The 18,575-nt window shown below is 61.0% G+C and carries 21 protein-coding genes and 1 pseudogene; 15 read left to right on the top strand and 7 right to left on the bottom strand.

Annotation, left to right across the window (positions count from 1 at the left end):
- Window positions 1–79: 79 nt before the first annotated feature.
- Window positions 80–1,426, top strand: coding sequence for an SLC13 family permease (locus FHR27_RS13445; RefSeq protein ID WP_042552015.1), 1,347 nt, complete (start codon window positions 80–82; stop codon window positions 1,424–1,426).
- Window positions 1,427–1,441: 15 nt separating this feature from the next.
- Here FHR27_RS13445 and FHR27_RS13440 read toward each other — a convergent pair whose 3' ends face one another.
- Together FHR27_RS13440 and FHR27_RS13435 are read right to left on the bottom strand one after the other, a co-directional pair.
- The gene (locus tag FHR27_RS13440; RefSeq protein WP_042552014.1) at window positions 1,442–2,359 is read right to left on the bottom strand and encodes a LysR family transcriptional regulator; all 918 of its coding nucleotides are present in this window, start codon (window positions 2,357–2,359) and stop codon (window positions 1,442–1,444) included.
- Window positions 2,360–2,425: 66 nt separating this feature from the next.
- Complete coding sequence (locus FHR27_RS13435; protein ID WP_042552013.1) at window positions 2,426–2,737, bottom strand: I78 family peptidase inhibitor; 312 nt, start codon at window positions 2,735–2,737, stop codon at window positions 2,426–2,428.
- 224 nt (window positions 2,738–2,961) lie between these two features.
- Here FHR27_RS13435 and FHR27_RS13430 point away from each other — a divergent pair, with 224 nt between their 5' ends.
- The 5 genes from FHR27_RS13430 (at window position 2,962) to FHR27_RS13410 (ending at window position 6,180) form a co-directional block, all read left to right on the top strand.
- Window positions 2,962–3,888 (top strand): ABC transporter ATP-binding protein, encoded by a 927-nt coding sequence (locus FHR27_RS13430; RefSeq protein ID WP_179538806.1) that lies wholly within the window; start codon window positions 2,962–2,964, stop codon window positions 3,886–3,888.
- Complete coding sequence (locus FHR27_RS13425) at window positions 3,885–4,646, top strand: ABC transporter permease (RefSeq protein ID WP_042552012.1); 762 nt, start codon at window positions 3,885–3,887, stop codon at window positions 4,644–4,646. The genes FHR27_RS13430 and FHR27_RS13425 overlap by 4 nt, the downstream gene beginning before the upstream one ends.
- 193 nt (window positions 4,647–4,839) lie before the next feature.
- Complete coding sequence (locus tag FHR27_RS13420; protein WP_042552071.1) at window positions 4,840–5,442, top strand: CoA pyrophosphatase; 603 nt, start codon at window positions 4,840–4,842, stop codon at window positions 5,440–5,442.
- 22 nt (window positions 5,443–5,464) lie between these two features.
- On the top strand, window positions 5,465–5,989 hold the full coding sequence (locus FHR27_RS13415; RefSeq protein WP_042552011.1) for a gamma carbonic anhydrase family protein: 525 nt from the start codon (window positions 5,465–5,467) through the stop codon (window positions 5,987–5,989).
- On the top strand, window positions 5,989–6,180 hold the full coding sequence (locus FHR27_RS13410; protein ID WP_042552010.1) for a DUF1289 domain-containing protein: 192 nt from the start codon (window positions 5,989–5,991) through the stop codon (window positions 6,178–6,180). Before FHR27_RS13415 ends, FHR27_RS13410 begins: the two co-directional genes overlap by 1 nt.
- 50 nt (window positions 6,181–6,230) lie before the next feature.
- On the opposite strand, the gene FHR27_RS13405 is transcribed toward FHR27_RS13410, so the two are convergent.
- The gene (locus tag FHR27_RS13405) at window positions 6,231–6,902 is read right to left on the bottom strand and encodes a COG3650 family protein (protein WP_179538805.1); all 672 of its coding nucleotides are present in this window, start codon (window positions 6,900–6,902) and stop codon (window positions 6,231–6,233) included.
- 65 nt (window positions 6,903–6,967) lie between these two features.
- Here FHR27_RS13405 and FHR27_RS13400 point away from each other — a divergent pair.
- A pseudogene (locus tag FHR27_RS13400) lies at window positions 6,968–7,345 on the top strand (DUF488 domain-containing protein).
- A gap of 222 nt (window positions 7,346–7,567) precedes the next feature.
- On the opposite strand, the gene FHR27_RS13395 reads toward FHR27_RS13400, so the two are convergent.
- From FHR27_RS13395 to FHR27_RS13385, 3 genes are read right to left on the bottom strand one after another with little or no spacing between them, the layout of a single operon-like run.
- Window positions 7,568–7,882, bottom strand: coding sequence for an NIPSNAP family protein (locus FHR27_RS13395; RefSeq protein ID WP_179538804.1), 315 nt, complete (start codon window positions 7,880–7,882; stop codon window positions 7,568–7,570).
- Between the two features lie 52 nt (window positions 7,883–7,934).
- Window positions 7,935–8,186, bottom strand: coding sequence for a hypothetical protein (locus FHR27_RS13390; RefSeq protein WP_042552008.1), 252 nt, complete (start codon window positions 8,184–8,186; stop codon window positions 7,935–7,937).
- Between the two features lie 13 nt (window positions 8,187–8,199).
- On the bottom strand, window positions 8,200–9,075 hold the full coding sequence (locus tag FHR27_RS13385) for a LysR family transcriptional regulator (protein WP_042552007.1): 876 nt from the start codon (window positions 9,073–9,075) through the stop codon (window positions 8,200–8,202).
- Between the two features lie 88 nt (window positions 9,076–9,163).
- On the opposite strand from FHR27_RS13385, the gene FHR27_RS13380 reads away from it, so the two are divergent.
- The 5 genes from FHR27_RS13380 (at window position 9,164) to FHR27_RS13360 (ending at window position 15,048) form a co-directional block, all read left to right on the top strand.
- Window positions 9,164–9,628, top strand: coding sequence for a multidrug/biocide efflux PACE transporter (locus FHR27_RS13380; RefSeq protein WP_042552006.1), 465 nt, complete (start codon window positions 9,164–9,166; stop codon window positions 9,626–9,628).
- A 121-nt stretch (window positions 9,629–9,749) separates the two neighbouring features.
- Window positions 9,750–10,286: a sugar ABC transporter ATPase gene (locus tag FHR27_RS13375; protein ID WP_179538803.1), complete on the top strand. Its 537-nt coding sequence runs from the start codon at window positions 9,750–9,752 to the stop codon at window positions 10,284–10,286.
- A gap of 246 nt (window positions 10,287–10,532) precedes the next feature.
- Window positions 10,533–12,002, top strand: coding sequence for an IMP dehydrogenase (gene guaB / locus FHR27_RS13370; RefSeq protein ID WP_179538802.1), 1,470 nt, complete (start codon window positions 10,533–10,535; stop codon window positions 12,000–12,002).
- Between the two features lie 78 nt (window positions 12,003–12,080).
- A complete protein-coding gene (guaA, locus tag FHR27_RS13365) occupies window positions 12,081–13,658 on the top strand; it encodes a glutamine-hydrolyzing GMP synthase (protein ID WP_042552003.1) in 1,578 nt (525 codons plus the stop codon).
- 817 nt (window positions 13,659–14,475) lie between these two features.
- Window positions 14,476–15,048 (top strand): hypothetical protein, encoded by a 573-nt coding sequence (locus tag FHR27_RS13360; RefSeq protein ID WP_179538801.1) that lies wholly within the window; start codon window positions 14,476–14,478, stop codon window positions 15,046–15,048.
- Window positions 15,049–15,100: 52 nt separating this feature from the next.
- Here FHR27_RS13360 and FHR27_RS13355 read toward each other — a convergent pair whose 3' ends face one another.
- Window positions 15,101–16,285, bottom strand: a complete 1,185-nt coding sequence (locus FHR27_RS13355) for a hypothetical protein (RefSeq protein WP_179538800.1) — start codon at window positions 16,283–16,285, stop codon at window positions 15,101–15,103.
- 475 nt (window positions 16,286–16,760) lie between these two features.
- On the opposite strand from FHR27_RS13355, the gene FHR27_RS13350 reads away from it, so the two are divergent.
- The 3 genes from FHR27_RS13350 to FHR27_RS13340 are packed head-to-tail and all read left to right on the top strand — an operon-like array spanning window position 16,761 to window position 18,501.
- Window positions 16,761–16,934 (top strand): hypothetical protein, encoded by a 174-nt coding sequence (locus FHR27_RS13350; protein WP_156152632.1) that lies wholly within the window; start codon window positions 16,761–16,763, stop codon window positions 16,932–16,934.
- 1 nt (window position 16,935) lies between these two features.
- Window positions 16,936–18,054, top strand: a complete 1,119-nt coding sequence (locus tag FHR27_RS13345) for a hypothetical protein (RefSeq protein WP_042552001.1) — start codon at window positions 16,936–16,938, stop codon at window positions 18,052–18,054.
- Window positions 18,055–18,057: 3 nt separating this feature from the next.
- Window positions 18,058–18,501 (top strand): hypothetical protein, encoded by a 444-nt coding sequence (locus tag FHR27_RS13340; protein WP_042552000.1) that lies wholly within the window; start codon window positions 18,058–18,060, stop codon window positions 18,499–18,501.
- The last annotated feature ends 74 nt before the right edge of the window (window positions 18,502–18,575 follow it).

Below are 18,575 nucleotides of genomic sequence, written 5' to 3'. Positions count from 1 at the left end.
CAGCACCGCACGGCCAGGCAGCACCCATGGATGGCGTGTCGCCATCGGATGAAACCAACCAGGTGTCTCGGGAGGGCGTATGAGTCCGGAAATCGCAACGATCATCGGTCTGGTGATCATGTTCATCGTGGCCACGGCCCTGCCCATCAACATGGGCGCCGTCGGCTTCGCATTGGCGTTCATCGTCGGCGGTATCTGGGTCGGCATGGGGGGCAAGGAGGTTCTAGCGGGGTTCCCCGCCGATCTGTTCCTGACCCTGGTCGGCATTACCTATCTGTTCGCCATCGCCCAGAAGAACGGCACCATCGACCTGCTGGTGCATTGGGCGGTGAAGGGCGTGCGCGGCCATATCGTGGCCATTCCGTGGGTGATGTTCATCGTCACCGCTGTGCTCACCGCCTTCGGCGCGCTGGGGCCAGCGGCGGTCGCGATCATCGGTCCGGTCGCGCTGCGTTTCGCCAAGCAGTACGAGATCAACCCGTTGATGATGGGCCTGCTGGTGATCCACGGGGCGCAGGCGGGCGGGTTCTCGCCGATCAGCGTGTACGGTGGCATCACCAACCAGGTGGTGCAGAAGGCCGGGCTGGACGTCACGGAAATGGCCGTGTTCCTCACCAGCCTCGGCTTCAACCTGCTGATGGCGTTCATCTGCTTCTTCGCTTTTGGTGGTATCGCACTGCTGCGCCGTGGACGTGCCGTGGCCGATGAGCCGTTGATCGCCGGTGTGCAGGCGTCGTCGCGTCAGTTCGCCATCGAGGGCCATGGCGCGGTGGTCAGTGCCGGTGGCGGCACCTTGTCCAATAACCCGCAGGCGCTGGATGAGGTGCGCATCAACCGCGATCACCTGATCACTCTGGTTGGTCTGCTGGGCCTGGGCATCGCTGCGCTGGTGTATGACCTCAACGTCGGTCTGGTGGCGATCACCGTGGCCGTCGCTATTGCGGTGATCTCGCCGTCCGCGCAGAAGGGCGCCGTGGACGGCATCAGCTGGTCCACGGTGCTGCTGATCAGTGGTGTGGTGACCTACGTCGCCGTGCTGCAGAAGGCCGGTGCAGTCGACTTCGTCGGCCATGGCGTCAGCGCCATCGGTATTCCGCTGCTGGGAGCACTGCTGGTCTGCTATGTCGGTGGCATCGTCTCCGCCTTCGCGTCTTCGGCGGCCGTGCTGGGCGCCACGATTCCGCTGGCGGTACCGTTCCTGATGCAGGGCCAGCTCAGCGCGGCAGGCGTGATCTGTGCGCTGGCGGTGTCCTCCACGGTGGTGGACGTCAGCCCGTTCTCCACCAATGGCGCGTTGGTGGTGGCTTCGGCGGCGAAGGAAGAGCGCGAGGCGTTGTTCCGTCGTTTCCTCGTCTACAGCGGGCTGGTGGTGGCCTTCGGCCCGCTGCTGGCCTGGTTGCTGTTCGTGGTGCCGGGCTGGATGTAACCCACCGGGCTGGCCTCAGGCATTCAGCCCGAGGCTGTACATGCGGCATTCGGCAAGGAGCGCGAGCAGGTTGGGGTCGCGCTCCTTGGCTTTGAGAAACACCACGCCGATGTGCTGCTGCAGGTGGTACTTGGTCTGCAGTGCAATCAGCTTCACGCGGTTCTCGTACACCGCCGCGATGCGCCCCGGCAGCAGGGCGTAACCCACGCCGGAACTGACCATGCTGAGCAGGGTGAAGATGTCGTTCACCTGCATGGCCACATTGGGCTCGAACCCCGCCTGCTGAAATACCCGCACACCGTCCTGGTGGGTGGCGAAGCCCTGGGTCAGGGTGATGAAGGTGGATTCGCGCAGGTCGGCCAGGTCCACTTCGGCCTGCTCGGCGAAGGGCGAGTCCACCGGTACGGCGAGGAAGATGTCATCGGAAAACAGCGGCAGTTGCTCGCAATCGGGATGGGGATCGCAGTCGCTCAGGGCGACCAGAATCGCGTCCAGCTCCATGTTCTTCAGCTTGTACATCAGGTCGATGTTGGAGCCGAGAATCAGGTCGATATTCAACTCGCTGCGCCGTATCTTCAGGCCCATGATCAACTGCGGTACGGTTTTCACCGTCAGTGAATACAGCGAGCCGAGCTTGAAGCGCTCGGCCGAGAATCCGGCTGCTTCGCGGGTCAGGCGTACCGTGTCGACCACGTCCTTCACCAGCTGGCGAGCCTTTTCCTCCAGCACGTAGGCGCTTTCGAGGGGAATCAGATTGCGCCCTTCGTGCTTGAACAGCGGGCAGCGCAGGGCGCTTTCCAGCGAATGAATGGCGCGGTGCACGCTGACGTTGCTGGTGTCCAGCTCGCTCGCGGCTTTGGTCAGGTTGCCGCAGCGCATGAAGGCCAGAAAGATTTCCAGCTTCTTGAGCGTCAGTTCTTCATCTATCTGCATGGGCCAGATCCACTCCTTGGCAGGGGGCTGGCCCGATTGTGACGCAGATCGGCAGGGGCTACCAAATCAACCGCAGGCGATGCGCTCGATCACTTCCGCTTCGCTGATGTCGATGTTCAGGCGTTGGGAGTCGTAATCCAGGGTGACCATGTCGCCAGGCGAGAGTACCCGTGCGGTGCGTGCGCCGGACTGCTGGCGTGCCTGTTCGACGATTTCCGCGGTGGCGACCTGACCGAGCAGGCCCTGGGCGGCTTCGGCACTGCATTTGCCGTTGTTATTGGCGGGTTTCGAGGCCTGGGTGGGCGCTGTGTCGGTCGAACTGCAGCCGGCGAGCACGGCGAGCAGGGCGGCGCCGCCAATCAGGTGTTTGAAAGCCATTGCATGATCCTTGTGTCTGAAGGGTTCACTGTGAAGTACCAGAGTGTGCCGTGTATCGGACTGTCTTGTCGTGCCCGTGTTCCGAATTCGGCCTATCCACAGGCTGTCGAGGTGCGCCTGGTCGCCATCGAACCCCGTGATGGCGCGCGCTCCGCCGAGCGGGGCAGCGTGGCGTGTAGCATTTCTTTACAATGGCCGACTGTTTCCAGGATCAAGGCGATGCCGTGCAATCGGTCATTTCTATTCAGCAGTTGAACAAAACCTATGCGTCCGGGCATCCGGCGCTGAAATCCATCGATCTGGACATCCACAAGGGCGAGATCTTCGCGCTGCTGGGTCCCAACGGCGCCGGCAAGACCACGCTGATCAGCATCATCTGCGGCATCGTCAATCCCGGCAGCGGTTCGGTGACGGTTGGCGGCCACGACATCCTGCGTGATTACCGGGCGGCCCGGTCGAAGATCGGCCTGGTGCCCCAGGAGCTGTTCAACGAAGGTTTCGAAAGCGTGTGGGCAGCGGTGCGCTTCAGCCGTGGCCTGTTCGGCAAGGCGCCGGACAACGCGTATCTGGAGCAACTGCTGCGCGACCTGTCGCTGTGGGACAAGAAGGACGCGCGCATCTTCGAACTGTCCGGCGGCATGAAACGCCGGGTGATGATCGCCAAGGCGCTGTCCCACGAACCGGAGATCCTCTTTCTCGACGAGCCGACCGCCGGAGTCGACGTCGAACTGCGCCGCAACATGTGGGAAATGGTGCGCAAGCTGCGCGAACGCGGCGTGACCATCATCCTGACCACCCACTACATCGAGGAGGCCGAGGAAATGGCCGACCGCATCGGCGTGATCCGCAAGGGCGAGATCATTCTGGTGCAGGACAAGGACACCCTGATGCGTCAGCTCGGCAAGAAACAGCTGACCTTGCACCTGCAGCAGCCGTTGAGCGAACTGCCGCCGGCGCTGCAGCGCGATGACCTGCAATTGCGCGACGACGGCCACGAGCTGGTCTACAGCTTCGACGGCCAGCAGGAGGACACCGGCATCGCCGCATTGCTGCAGGTGCTGGCGCAGCACGGCATCGCCTTCAAGGATCTGCAGTCGAGCGAGAGTTCGCTGGAGGACATCTTCGTCAGTCTGGTGAGGGATCGGACATGAATTTCTACGCGATCCGCGCCATCTACCTGTTCGAACTGGCCCGCACCTGGCGCACCCTGCTGCAGAGCATCGCCACGCCGGTGATCACCACCTCGCTGTACTTCGTGGTGTTCGGCTCGGCCATCGGTTCGAGCATGACCCAGGTGCATGGCGTCAGCTACGGCGCCTTCATCATCCCCGGCCTGATCATGCTGGCCCTGCTGACCGAGAGCATCTCCAACGCCTCGTTCGGCATCTACATGCCCAAATACTCGGGCACCATCTACGAGGTGCTGTCGGCGCCGATTTCCTACCTGGAAATTCTCCTCGGCTACGTGGGCGCGGCGGCCACCAAGTCCATCGTGCTCGGCCTGATCATCCTCGCCACGGCGCGGCTGTTCGTCGATTTCGAGATTCTCCATCCGTTCTGGATGCTGGCCTTCCTGGTGCTCACTGCGCTGACCTTCAGCCTGTTCGGCTTCATCATCGGCGTGTGGGCCGACGGCTGGGAGAAGCTGCAGATCGTTCCTGCGCTGATCGTTACGCCACTGACCTTTCTCGGCGGCAGCTTCTACTCGATCAGCATGCTGCCGCCGGTGTGGCAGACGGTGACCCTGTTCAACCCGGTGGTCTACCTGATCAGTGCGTTCCGCTGGAGCTTCTACGGCGTATCCGACGTCAACGTGCTGGTCAGCCTGGGGATGATTCTCGGCTTCCTGCTGGCGTGCATCCTTACCGTTGGCTGGATCTTTAAAACCGGCTATCGCCTGAAAAGCTGAAAAAACTGCTGCGCGTCGGCCCTGCTGCGTTAAAAACGGGCTCGAAATGCTCATGTACAAAAGTACATTGCGCTTTCTCGCCTGTTTTTGCCTTGCATGATCCTAGCTCGCGAGTTTTTCGCAGGGTGTGAAAGGGTGGGTTCCAGGCTTTTTTCATGCCATTATCCGGCGCAGAAGAATTCCGAGAATGGTCATGCTGGACGAGTTACTCCAACGCGTTCGAGGCTACAGCCCGCACTTCATGGAGGCCCAGGAGGGTTTTCCCGAGGCTGCGGTGCTGGTGCCCATCACCCGCAGCGATGAGCCCGAAGTGGTGCTCACCCTGCGCGCCAGTGGTCTGTCCACCCACGGCGGCGAAGTCGCCTTTCCCGGTGGCCGCCGCGACCCGGAAGACCGCGACCTGATTGACACCGCCCTGCGCGAGGCCGAAGAGGAAATCGGCCTGCCGCCCGGCCTCGTGGAGATCGTCGGGCCGCTCAGTACGCTGGTTTCCAGGCACGGCATTCAGGTAACGCCCTATGTCGGGGTGGTGCCTGACTTCGTCGACTACCAGGCCAACGATGGCGAGATCGCCGCGGTGTTTTCCGTGCCCCTGGCGTTCTTCCGTGATGACCCCCGGGAAGTCACCCACCGCATCGATTACCTCGGCCATAGCTGGTACGTGCCGAGCTACCGCTATGGTGAGTACAAGATCTGGGGGCTGACGGCGATCATGCTGGTGGAGCTGGTCAATCTGGTCTTTGATGCCGGCATCGACATGCAGCGCCCACCCGAGTACTACATTCACCTCACGTGAGCCTGGCTCCGAGACTTTCGCCATGAAATACCGCCTGGGCAATGCCCGTGTCGAACAGCATCCGCAAAGCTGGGTCGCTCCCAGCGCCACCCTGATCGGCAAGGTACGCCTCGAGGCGGGGGCCAGTGTCTGGTTCGGCGCGGTGCTGCGTGGCGACAACGAACTCATCCATATCGGCGAGGACAGCAACGTCCAGGACGGTGCGGTCATGCACACCGACATGGGCTCACCGCTGACCCTGGGCAAAGGCGTCACCGTGGGCCACAACGCCATGTTGCATGGTTGTTCGGTCGGTGATTACAGCCTGGTCGGCATCAACGCCGTGGTGCTCAATGGCGCGCGTATCGGCAAGCACTGCATCATCGGCGCCAACGCGCTGATCGCCGAGGGCAAGGAAATTCCCGACGGTTCGCTGGTGGTGGGCTCGCCGGGCAAGGTGGTGCGTGAGCTCACCGAGCAGCAGAAGAAACTGCTCGAAGCCAGTGCCGCTCACTATGTACAGAACGCCAGGCGTTATGCCACCGATCTCGCCGAGCAGGAAGACTGATGCAAACCGCCGAACGTCCCGTCGCCTCACCCTGCGTGCACGTCTGTGCACTGGACGAGGAGGACATCTGCATCGGTTGCCAGCGCAACGTCGACGAGATCACCCGCTGGAGCCGCATGGAAAACGCCGAGCGCCGCCAGGTGCTGCAGCTTTGCCATGAACGTGCCCGGGACAAAGGCATCCTGCTCTAGCGGGGCGCGCCGGCCCATTGCGACGCATCCAACGCAGGCAACGGCTCCGATCAGTCGTTACGCGCTCCGCCGAACGCCGCGCAGCCCCGCATCAGCTTGCCATTGAGGCGTAGCTCGGCGCTCAGGTGCTGTACCGCGCCGCTCATGGTGTCGACGCAACGCTGCGGCGCTATCCACAGCTCCACGCGCTGGCCATTGGCTTCGCTGGTCAGGTTGATGCGGCCATCGGGCAGTTGCTCTTCCATGTAGGGCAGCGCCAGGGGCTCGTGCTCCGGGCCGCTGAGCACCATGCCCTGATTGCTCACGGTCACGCTCCAGAACGGCTCCTGGCCGCTGGCGCGCACCAGTGTGCGCTTGAAGTTGGGGTCGTCGCAGCCATGGCCTTCACCCTGCAGCCGATACACGCGGCTCAGCTCGAAGCCGCCGTCGGCACCGCTGATCTTGGTCGGCCCCATCTGCCCGCGCAGGTCGGCGAACAGAACGGAATGACCATCGCCCAACAGCTCGCTGCTGTCCTGGGTGATACCGGTGCTGCCCTCGCCGATGGCGAAGCGGCGTGGATCGCTACAGGGGGAAAACCATAGCTGGCCGGCTTCGCGAGTCAGCTGGCCCTGCAGGCGTGTCTGCGATTTTTCCGGGTCCACGGGCTTGCCCGTATACACCGCGCAACTGGCGAACAGTGGCAACAGGGTGAACACTAGGAATTTGCGGCTGATAGGCATGTGGCTCTCCGTTTGCGAGCGGCCACGTTACCGAGGCCGCTGGGCAATCTCAAGGGACGCCAACGATGATCCGCTGCAAGCGTGTTTACCAGGCGCAGGAGGAGGGCGACGGCTACCGGGTGCTGGTCGACCGCCTGTGGCCATGAGGTTGTCGCAACGATGCGCTGCACCAAGATGAGTGGCTGCCAGCTGTAGCGCCTTTCGCCGAACTGCGCCGCGAGTTCGCTTACCGCGCCGAGGTGTTCGACGCCTTTCGTGAGGGCTATCGCCGCGAGTATTGGCAAGGCCTGCTGACGCGCGCCGCAGCAGGCAAGCTGACGCTGTTGTACGCCGCCTGCAACAGGGAGCACAACAACGCCCGGGTACTGCAGGATTTTCTGGAAGATGAGCTGGAGCGGCGTGGCGCGAGTAGCTCGCTGGTGCGTTATGCGGGCGAGCTGTAGGACTTACAAGCTGTTTACGATCATTCGCCGTAACTCCGCACGTAGAGACTGTAACGTGGCGGAAACGGCCGGCTGACCGCCACTTGTGGGAACGGGCCATGCCCGTGATTTCGCGGGCATGGACCAGGTGTCCCCGCCCGTTCCCACAGGTACTGCATCAATGGCTGCTCCTGCCTTATTGCAGTCGATTCCGGATACAAACTCCCAAAAAATCAAAGGTCTTTAACGGGGCTCGACACCTACCGGGCGCATGAAGCTGCGCTCGTAACTGATGATGCAGCGGTTCTGCTGTGCATAGGCGAAGGCCTCCAGGCACTCGGCATCTTGCATCGAGCGCTCACGGTACTCCTCGTAGGTGGCCAGGCTGGGGAAGCTGAACAGTGCCAGGGCCACGTTGTTGGCACCTTCCAATGGCAGGAAGTAGCCGTGATGCTGGCCGCCGAATTTCTCCACCAGGGGTATCCATAATTTTGCGTAGTGCTCGAACTCGGCCAATTGGTACGGGTCGATGATGTAGCGCAGGTAGCAGGTGATCATGAGGGGCTCCTTGACGGCGGGCAGCATAGCTCAGCTCAACAGCGCTTGGCACTTAGCCGAATGTCTGTCCCAACTGCCGCAGTGTCTCGCTGGTCTTTCGTAGCGTTGCATCCTTCGCGAAGACGGCAAGGTAGATCAACAGGCCATTGGGCAGCAGCAGAAAGCCGGCGAGCCAGAGGTTGAAAGCAATGCCGAACAGCGCGTAAAGCGACAGCCCCAGCACCACCGCCAGCAGCAGAAAAAAGCCGAGACGTGTGCCGGTGAAGCTTCTGCGTTCTATATCGAGTGGGGTAAAGCTTTTCATTCATGACACTCCTTCATACAGCCAGCAGCCGCTCCAGCAACCAGGCGGCAGCCGGGCCCAGCGGCCGTTCCCGCGACCAGACCACATCCACCGCAACCTGCTTGGGCCAGCCGTTGATGGCCAGTTCCTGCAGGCGATCCCCGCCATGGCCCATGACCAACTGGCGAGGCAGGGCAGCCCAGCCAAAGCCCAGCGTGGCCATCTCCAGCAGCAGCAGGTAGTCCGGCGCCGACCAGCAGCGCCCGCCGCTGCCCGGCAGATCGTCCAGTTCTTCTTCCTGCTTCGCCACAGTGCTCAGGCGCAGTACGCGCCAGTGGGCCAGATCATCCGCAGTGACTCGCGGTAACTGGCTGAGCGGATGCCCTCTGGCGACGAATAGACCGAAATCTGCACAGTCGGCCAGGCTGGCGTGGGCCAGTTCCGGCGGATAACTGGGTTGGGCAGCGAGCAGGCCAAGATTGACCCGGCCCTGGCCGACCAAGTCGAGAACATCAGCGTGTTCGGCGAAAAAACACTCGAATTCCAGATCCGGGTAGCGCTGGTCGAGCTCCACCAGACGAGCCTGATACTGGCTCGCCTGGTAGGCGTCCGACAGCACCAGGGTCAGCTTGGGCTCCAGGCCCGCAGCCAATTGTCCGGCCTGGCGCAGCAGGCGATCGGATGCGGCCAGCACATCCTGTACCCGGCTCAAGAGGCTGCAGCCGGCCTCGGTCAGCGTGAGCTGGCGCGCGCCGCGTACGAACAGGCTGACGTTGAGGTCGATTTCCAGCCGCGCAATGGATTCGCTGACCGTCGACTGGCTTTTGCCCAGGCGCCGGGCCGCGGCACTGAACGAGCCGGTGGCGGCCGCCTGGGCAAACGCCTGGAGAGATTCGGGAGAAAGGTTCATATCGGTTTTTCCGATGGCTGGAAACTTTGCTCTGGCTGTTTTTCCGATGAGGATAGCCCCATCGACGTTACCTTGCGAGTCATCAAAAATGAGTCAGTCCAATCAGATCGCCCGTCGCTCCTTCAAGGAGCGCGTGCTGCATGCAACCCTGTTCGAAGTGATCGCCGTGGTGGTGTGCGCGCCGTTGCTGGCCTGGGCCATGGGTAAATCCCTGGCGCACATGGGCGCCCTGACGCTGATGTTCTCGGCCATCGCCATGTTCTGGAACATGATCTTCAACGTCATGTTCGACGCCGCGCAGCGCCGCATGGGTTTCGAGCGCGGCCTGTGGGCGCGGATCAGCCATGCCCTGCTGTTCGAGGCTGGCCTGATTCTGGTGCTGGTACCGCTGGCGGCCTGGTGGCTGTCGATCAGCCTGGTGGCGGCATTCTTCCTGGATATCGGCCTGATCCTGTTCTTCCTGCCCTACACCCTGGGCTACAACCTGGCTTACGACAGCCTGCGCGAGCGTTACTTCCAGCGCCGCCAGGCCAGCGAACTGGCCTGCCGCTAATCGCCTGGCTTTGGCCACGGCCTGCCACGCTGCAGGCCGTCGGCCGAGCGTCATGCGGCTTGTGATCCGCTGCCGGCAACCCCTAAGCTTCGCGGTTTACGGTTCCCCCGAAGGCAAGGGCATGGCTACTCAGAGTATCGTCGTTCCGCGGATTTCCAGCTTCCCCGGCCACGAGCGCAAGGCGCAGCAGATTCTTCGCTGGCTGGCCAAGCGCGATATCGTCGAGGCGCTGCCGACCACCTGTGGGCGCAATGGCATGGCCTACGCCATCGCGCCTGGAGCGAGCAGGGTGGTCGAGTTCGCCGAGCGGCTGCCGTTCGGCCAGGCTGTCAATGGGCTGGAAGTCATCTACCGGCGCTGCATCTACACGCCCGTCGACGGTTTCCTCGAAGAGGCGGGTTGCCCCGAATGCCGCAAGGAGATCGGCGAGGCGTTGTTCGAAAGCCTGGACGAGTGGTCGCCAGGAGAAACCGACAACTTCACCTGCCCCGAATGCAGGCACGAAGACGACATCAACGGTTTCCTGTTCCTGCAGCCTTGCGGCTTTTCCAACCTGGGTTTCATCTTCAATGGCTGGGCCGATGCGCGGTTCACGCCTGCCTTTCTCGAAGAGTTCGCCGAACGGCTGGGGTATCCCGTCGCGCTGGTAAGCGCCTAGGTTTATTACGCAGGCAACGCCCTGCCTGGTATGGCGATCCGCCAGTGGTGCGGCGTTGCAAGGGGAGGGGGAGCTCTTCCCTGAGCCTGAATAGATCAGGCTGCATGAATGCTCATCGGTTCCCCGCCAGCTGAGAATCATTGATATTAATTGCCGAACGGTCGATATCCATTCTTTACATTGAGTGACAGGGGCTGACTCGGTATAATGGCGCGCTTCCAATTTTCCCGTCTGGGAGCCCCCGCCATGCTGCGTATCAGTCAAGAAGCTCTTACCTTCGACGACGTTTTACTTATCCCCGGTTTCTCCGATGTTCTGCCGAAGGACGTCAGCCTCAAGACTCGCCTCACCCGTGGCATCGAGTTGAATATTCCGCTGCTGTCCGCGGCCATGGATACCGTGACCGAAGCCCGCCTGGCCATCGCCATGGCGCAGGAAGGCGGCATCGGCATCATCCACAAGAACATGACCATCGAGCAGCAGGCTGCCGAAGTGCGCAAGGTCAAGAAGTTCGAAGCCGGTGTGGTCAAGGACCCGATCACCATCGAGGCCGACGCGACCGTGCGCGACCTGTTCGAACTGACTCGCCAGAACAACATCTCCGGCGTTCCCGTGCTGAGCAATGGTGATCTGGTCGGTATCGTCACCTCCCGTGACGTGCGCTTCGAGAACCGCCTGGACGCTACCGTCCGTGAAGTGATGACGCCCAAAGAGCGTCTCGTCACGGTCAAGGAAGGCGCTGCCAAGGACGTCGTTCGCGATCTGCTGCACAAGCACCGTATCGAGAAAGTCCTGATCGTCGACGATGCCTTCACCCTCAAGGGCATGATGACCGTCAAGGACATCGAAAAAGCCAAGGCCTACCCGCTGGCCAGCAAGGACGATCAGGGTCGTCTGCGCGTGGGTGCTGCTGTCGGTACTGGCGCCGACACCGGTGACCGCGTTGCCGCGTTGGCCAATGCCGGTGTTGACGTGATCATCGTCGACACCGCCCATGGCCACTCCAAGGGCGTGATCGAGCGCGTGGGCTGGGTCAAGCAGAACTTCCCGGACATCCAGGTGATCGGCGGCAACATCGCCACCGGCGCTGCCGCATTGGCCCTGGCCGAAGCGGGCGCCGATGCGGTCAAGGTCGGCATCGGCCCTGGCTCGATCTGCACCACCCGTATCGTCGCCGGTGTCGGCGTGCCGCAGATCTCCGCAGTGGCCAATGTCGCCGCCGCGCTGGAAGGCAGCGGTATTCCGTTGATCGCCGATGGTGGCATCCGTTTCTCCGGTGACCTGTCCAAGGCCATCGTTGCCGGTGCTTCCTGCGTGATGATCGGCTCCATGCTGGCCGGTACCGAAGAAGCTCCAGGCGAGATCGAGCTGTTCCAGGGCCGCTCCTACAAAGCCTACCGTGGCATGGGCTCGCTGGGCGCCATGTCCCAGGCTCAGGGTTCCTCGGATCGCTACTTCCAGGACTCCGCTGCCGGTGCCGAGAAGCTGGTGCCTGAAGGCATCGAAGGCCGTGTGGCCTACAAGGGCGCCATGGGTTCCATCGTCCATCAACTGATGGGCGGTCTGCGGGCCTCCATGGGTTACACCGGCTGCGGGACCATCGAAGAGATGCGCACCAAGCCCGAGTTCGTCCGCATCACCGGTGCCGGCATGGCCGAATCTCACGTCCACGACGTGCAGATCACCAAAGAAGCGCCGAACTACCGGGTAGGTTGATGCTTCGGTAATACCTGTAAGCGGGGCTGTTATCGACAGCCCCGCGTTGTTTCTGCTTACCACTGACGAGAACTAGTCATGGCCCTCGACATTCACGCTCACCGCATCCTGATCCTCGATTTCGGTTCCCAGTACACCCAGCTGATCGCCCGCCGCGTGCGCGAGATCGGCGTGTATTGCGAACTGCACCCGTTCGACATGGACGATGACGCGATTCGCGAATTCGCACCGCGCGGCGTCATCCTCGCCGGTGGCCCGGAGTCGGTACACGAAGCCAACAGCCCGCGTTGCCCGCAAGCGGTATTCGACCTCGGCGTGCCGGTATTCGGCATCTGCTACGGCATGCAGACCATGGCCGAGCAGCTCGGTGGCCGAGTGGCCGGCTCCGACTTGCGCGAATTCGGTTACGCCCGCGTCGATGTGGTCGGCAAGAGCCGCATCCTCGACGGCATCGAAGACCATGTCGATGCCGACGGCGTATTCGGCCTGGACGTCTGGATGAGCCACGGCGACAAGGTTACCGAGATCCCGGCTGGCTTCCATGTGCTGGCCAGCACGCCAAGCTGCCCGATTGCCGGCATGTTCGACGACGACCGTAACTACTACGGCGTGCAGTTCCACCCGGAAGTGACTCACACCAAGCAGGGCGAACGCATCCTGTCGCGCTTCATTCTCGACATCTGCGGCTGTGAAGCCCTGTGGACGCCGTCGAAAATCGCCGAAGATGCCATCGCCCAGGTGCGCGCCCAGGTCGGCGATGCCAACGTACTGCTCGGCCTGTCCGGCGGTGTAGACTCCTCGGTGGTCGCGGCGCTGCTGCACAAGGCCATCGGCGATCAGCTGACCTGCGTATTCGTCGACAACGGCCTGCTGCGCCTGCACGAAGGCGAGCAGGTGATGGCCATGTTCGCCGAGAACATGGGCGTCAAGGTGATCCGCGCCAACGCCGAGGCGCAGTTCCTCGACAACCTGGCCGGCGAAGCCGACCCGGAGAAGAAGCGCAAGATCATCGGCCGCACCTTCATCGACGTGTTCGATGCCCAGGCCAGCCAGCTCGACAACATCCAGTTCCTGGCCCAAGGCACCATCTACCCGGACGTGATCGAGTCCGCTGGCGCCAAGAGCGGCAAGGCGCACGTGATCAAGTCGCACCACAACGTCGGCGGCCTGCCCGAGGAAATGAACCTCAAGCTGGTCGAGCCATTGCGCGAGCTGTTCAAGGACGAAGTGCGTCGCCTCGGCCTCGAGCTGGGCCTGCCCTACGACATGGTCTACCGCCACCCATTCCCGGGCCCGGGCCTGGGCGTGCGCATCCTCGGTGAAGTGAAGAAGGAATACGCCGACCTGCTGCGTCGTGCCGACCACATCTTCATCGAAGAACTGCGCAAGGCCGACTGGTACCACAAGGTCAGCCAGGCGTTCGTGGTGTTCCAGCCGGTGAAATCGGTTGGCGTGGTCGGTGACGGCCGTCGTTACGCCTGGGTCGTGGCCCTGCGTGCGGTGGAAACCATCGACTTCATGACCGCCCGCTGGGCACACCTGCCGTACGAACTGCTGGAAACCGTCAGCGGCCGCATCATCAACGAAATCGACGGCATCTCCCGCGTCACCTACGACGTATCGAGCAAGCCGCCAGCGACCATTGAGTGGGAGTAGGATTTTTTCTTAATATTTTGATTTATAAAGATAAAATCTGATTCTGGACTGATGTGCTCTGTATTGTTAATGGTCTTTCGCATGGCTCGAAAAGGCTAAGTCATAAGATTTATCTCGGTACCATGCTTGGTGGAGCGTTCTAGGCATGGTATCCGAGCCAGCTAAGTTCCAGGCAGGAGCTTGTGCCGGGGGTAGTGGCCGACTGCTGTCTTTGGTATCCGGCAGCTAACGGGGCTAAGCCAACGCGCGGGCGATGCGCTCATTTCCAGCTTGGGCGGTTCTCGTCCATATCAATTAAAAAGACCTGAAAAAACAAAGGCCCTCGTTAGCAGGCCTTGTTCGGTGTTGCTTGTAAACATCGTTTTGGAACTGCGCTGGAGGCTTTACGAATGCGCCCCTCTACCAACTGAGCTATTCCGGCGGAGCCGCGAGTAGGGCGGGTCAATGCGCGGGTGTTCGGGATGGGTTGGTAAGCCGCTGGGAAGCCGGGGTGCTCCCTACTCTGGCCCCTGCTTTGGAAAACCAGTGATCGCAGCACACCAGTAGTAGCGAACAGCAACCCTCGCTGGTCACGTCAAGCGGGGACATATCCATCAAATTCCCAGTCCATCACTTCAGCCAAGTTACCGGTACTCCTATGGGGCACAGCCGCGCGCACAAGCTCGGCTGTGTGCACTGCCCACTACACTGGCTACGCTGCTGGTCGCCGGCCACCCGTGCTTGCCGCTAATAGGGCATTCCAGCAGAATGTACCGAAGTCACACGACGGCCAGCAGGTCGTTCCCAGATGTGCAGACCGCCCCGAGAGAACGCCGACATGAAACTCCGCCCCCGCATCGCCGCATGCATGCTTGCACTGCTTCCTACGGCCTTGATGGCGCAGGTACCAACGGAACTGTTGGGTGGTGGCAACTCGGCGAATGACGGGAAAATGGCAAACACGCCGTTCTACAAAAGCAAGGAAGGCATTTGGGTGCTGTCGCACAAGGCGGTGAACGATGGCTACCAGTGCTCCGTAGGTTTCATCACCGAGACGGCCTCGCTGAAAATTGCAGGTCCGTGGGATGCCGAAATGGCCAAAAAAGGCGACGGGATGCTGTGGTTCAACAGCAAGGACATTCCCCAGGTAAAAGCCCCTAAGACCGTAAGAGTCACATTCGGCAATGGGCTGGGCAATGCTGATGTCGGGGCCTACCAGATACCCGGCAGTGACGGCCAGGGAGGGGGTTTCATCCTGTCGCTCAAGTTTGACTCGGTTCTGAAGGATAAAAGCGACACTGCCCACTACACCATCGGCATGGATGGCAAGTCCATGGTCGATATAAAACCCATTGCCGTGCAGGCCGCCTATAGGCGTTTGAAGGAATGCATGGCGGTGCGGGTAAAGTAAGCCCCCGGACTACAGCTCCGGGGCAGTACGTTACACCGCCTTACCGTGCCGTCTATTGGCCGGGCGCGTTCATGATGTCGGCGCAGGCATGCATGCCGCGGGTATCCCCTGCAGAGTCAGCCGTCACCCGGACATCGACAACCTTGTATACGTTGTCCGACTCGTCCGGCATCAGGACATAGCGCACGTTGCAATACTGCCAACCGCCCGCCGTGCCCATTGGGGCGCCATTGAAAGCATTCACCCACTGCACCTGGTTGTCGTACGAACTGCCGTAGGAAAGAAAGCGCATCCCACCGGCATCATTGATTGCCGGCGGCCCGTTCGCCACGACCACATCGTGTTCTGTCTTCCCCACCCACAGCTGGACCAGCGTTGACTCGGCCCGCGACAGCTTGCGCTTGCCGCGCAATTGCGCAGCCTTGGTGGTAAAGGAAAGTTCTCCGCCAAGCTTCTTGAGCGTTGCATTGGTCTCATCTGCTTCACGGTCAACTCTCGACTTGAGCTCGGCCATGTTTCGTTTGAGTCCGGCGATTTCATCCGGCGTCATTTCCCGCGCGGCTACCGAGGGTGGACGTACCGCGTCCTTCCAGATGTGCTTCCAGGTGAAATCCGCCGCATCCTCACCAGTACCTATCGGAACCGCGCCCAAAACATGGATGCCCAGCCCTTCCATATTTTTTGCAAGCAGTTCGTTATTGATGGAGCGGTCCGGGTTACCCGACGCCTGCAGTGCGCTCGAGAAAGCATCCGGCTGACAGGCAATGCGATAGGCCTGCAGCAAGGTGTAGCTCGAGGTCGTCTGCCAATCCGTGGGTTGTGTTGCTTCGTACCTGTCCTTCTTCCGGGACCAGGTTCCACCTCCATTGGAACGGAACCTGATGGTGTCTACCTCCGGCAAGGATGCAAGTTTGATCTCGACATCTTTCGGAACCCGCACATTGCTTCCGTTCAAGTCCGGCATGATCATGCGATTCATGTTGGGGCATTCGAATTGCGCCGCCATGACCGTCCAATGAGGCTTGTCCGCCGCCTCGTAGACCAGTTCCAGCTCCATCCCTCGGATCAGCGTTTGGGAGAATGCACTGCCACCCAGTCTGGCGATATCCTCCGCATTGGCATACACGATCACGCGGTTGGGCGATTCACCCTGCATGTCGATGATGTACTTGTTCGCCAGTACCGGGCTGGCCATCGCCAATATGGCCAGCCCGCAAAACATTTCTCGAATTTTCACTGAAGGATCCTTTGTTGCCATCCACAGCGCAGCGCATGGCCGGCTATGACCTTGAGATGGTTCGATCTTAGAGCCGCTCGGTCCGGCTAACAAGCCGAGGTATAACCGGACCCAACGTGGTGCAGAGCGTGCGCTGCGACGGATGTTCGTTTTGGGTCGATAGCAGTCGCCGGTGACGAGGGGCAACTACCGGCCAAGAGCAGATGTAGATGACAGGCCGCTATCGGCCAAAAGCTGCCGGTCGCCAATAGGCCGGTTTCCGCCTGTGGCCAGCGGGTTGGGGTTGGCCTATAGCGGTCAATGCTAGCCGCAGCCCCCATTTTGCTCGCAGTATGCTCTGTACCTTGTAAGGGCGGTCAATTCCATTTGTTGTCGGACGGATCCGCTGCCCTTTTTCAGCTAGATTCACGAAGCTAATAACTGCCTGCCACATCAGCTTGCCCTAGATGACGAATGTCTATCTACAGCTGAGTGGATGAAGGATGCGTTCGACACACCGGCTAAGGTTAACCAGCGCAAGACGTGGGTTATTGAGGCTTGCCTGCAGGCGATCAAGCCGTTCCCGAGCGCGGGTTTTGATTGCAAGAAAGATATTTCCTTTAAAGTGCTTTCCGAGGTCATTGACCCGTTGACGACTAAGGGCAAATAAAATGGCAGTAGGTATCCCCGCGAAAAAAGCGACCTTTCGCTTTGCGCAGAAATTCAACGGTGTGGTATCCACCGCTATTGGTGGTGATCAACTGTATGTGCTGTACAGCAGTAAAGACGCCGAGGGTGAGCGTTACTTCAAGGCTTTTGACCTGCCTCGGTACAACGGCCTAGAGGACGATGTGCCGGCACGTCTGAGCCGCAAGTCGGAGCCACGCTGGCGCCCGATGTTTCTGAAGAGTGGCTTGTTGTATGTCTATGGGGAATCCCCCGAACTGATTGATGTGACTGACTGGCAGCCGCGTTACAGCGAGCATGAAGCGGTCGCCAACCCTGAATGGGCAATCGACGGCCGCTTTGTCTACGACGGCAAACGGATTTACCGCGCTTTTGGCTGGAATGACTACAGCCGTGGCCTGGATATCGTCGAGAACGGCAAGGTGGTCGATCATGTTGACATCGATATCCAGTATTTCATGCCGGCCGCTGACGGCCTGATTTACGGAGTACGACTGTCTGCTCCGGTTTTCTGTGTGTACTCACTCACTGAAAAAACCGTGAAGCTCGAAATTCCTCTGGACCGTTTCGAGTTTGCGCCTGGCGTTACCCTGGCTCCGACTTCGCGTGACGGCGACACGCTCTACGTGCTGGCAGGTGATCATGTACTGGTCATTGATTTGACCTCTTTCACCCTCGTCGGCGAGTTTGCTTACTTCAATACCGCGTTCATGCAAACGCTACTGGCTGGCATGAAGTACAAAAATCAGGCATTTCCGCGCTACATCAGCGCCCGTGGCGGCACCGTCCTCTTGAGTAACGTCAACAGCAGCGGCTTCGTACTCTGCTTATCCACGGTTGATGGAGTCCAGCTTTGGGCACGCAAAAGCAACGATGAAATGCTCGCCGCGAATACCGATGGCGACCTTGTGTTCGGTCTGGAGGAGCGCCGACCCCGCGCCTGGGACAAGTACACCGGCGCGGAGGTTTGGCAGGCATCGGCCGGGACCATTGCCAATACCATCGAGGTGAGTGGCGACTGGGTGGTCTACCACCAGCCTGCCGGCGATATTCAGTGCTTCACCTGGAAAAAGCCCTATTCGTCACCTCATCGTCGGGGTTGAGGGATGTCCAACGTCGTCACGCCGTTGTTGAAAGCCGCCACCTGGCAAGAGCAGGCCAATGAGCATGGTCTGCTTCTTTCGCCGTTGTCTGTGTCGGTATCGCCCGCCCAGGCGCCGTTGCTGGCGTATGCCATCGATCAGGGCGAAACCGTGGCGTATGTGTCGGCCAGTGAGGTGGATGTCGCGCAGCGGGCAGACTTTCATCAGTCTGCGCTGGCGGCTTTACGCCAGCGCCTGAGCCAGCTGGATTGGGTGCCTGTCGCCGAGCATGAGCACACGCTGATACTGGCGGGCGATTTCAATGCCGCCGAAGGCCTGCTGCTGCCAGAGCGCCTGCAGGAAGCACAAGCCTTGCTTGGCGCCACGGCGTTGCTGGCGTGTACGCCCAAGCGCGGTGTGTTGCTGGTGGGCGCTTATGAGACCGACAATAAAGCGGGTGTCGTGTAGAGGCTAAAAGGATTATGTCGCTGGGTTTGAAAGTTGCAGCGACTGGCCAGCCGTTTATATCCATTGGAATTGAC

This window comes from Pseudomonas flavescens (genome assembly GCF_013408425.1).
GTDB classification, from domain to species: domain Bacteria; phylum Pseudomonadota; class Gammaproteobacteria; order Pseudomonadales; family Pseudomonadaceae; genus Aquipseudomonas; species Aquipseudomonas fulva_A.
The sequence above is the reverse complement of the archived record's forward strand: the minus strand, read 5'-3'. Positions and strand labels throughout refer to the sequence as shown.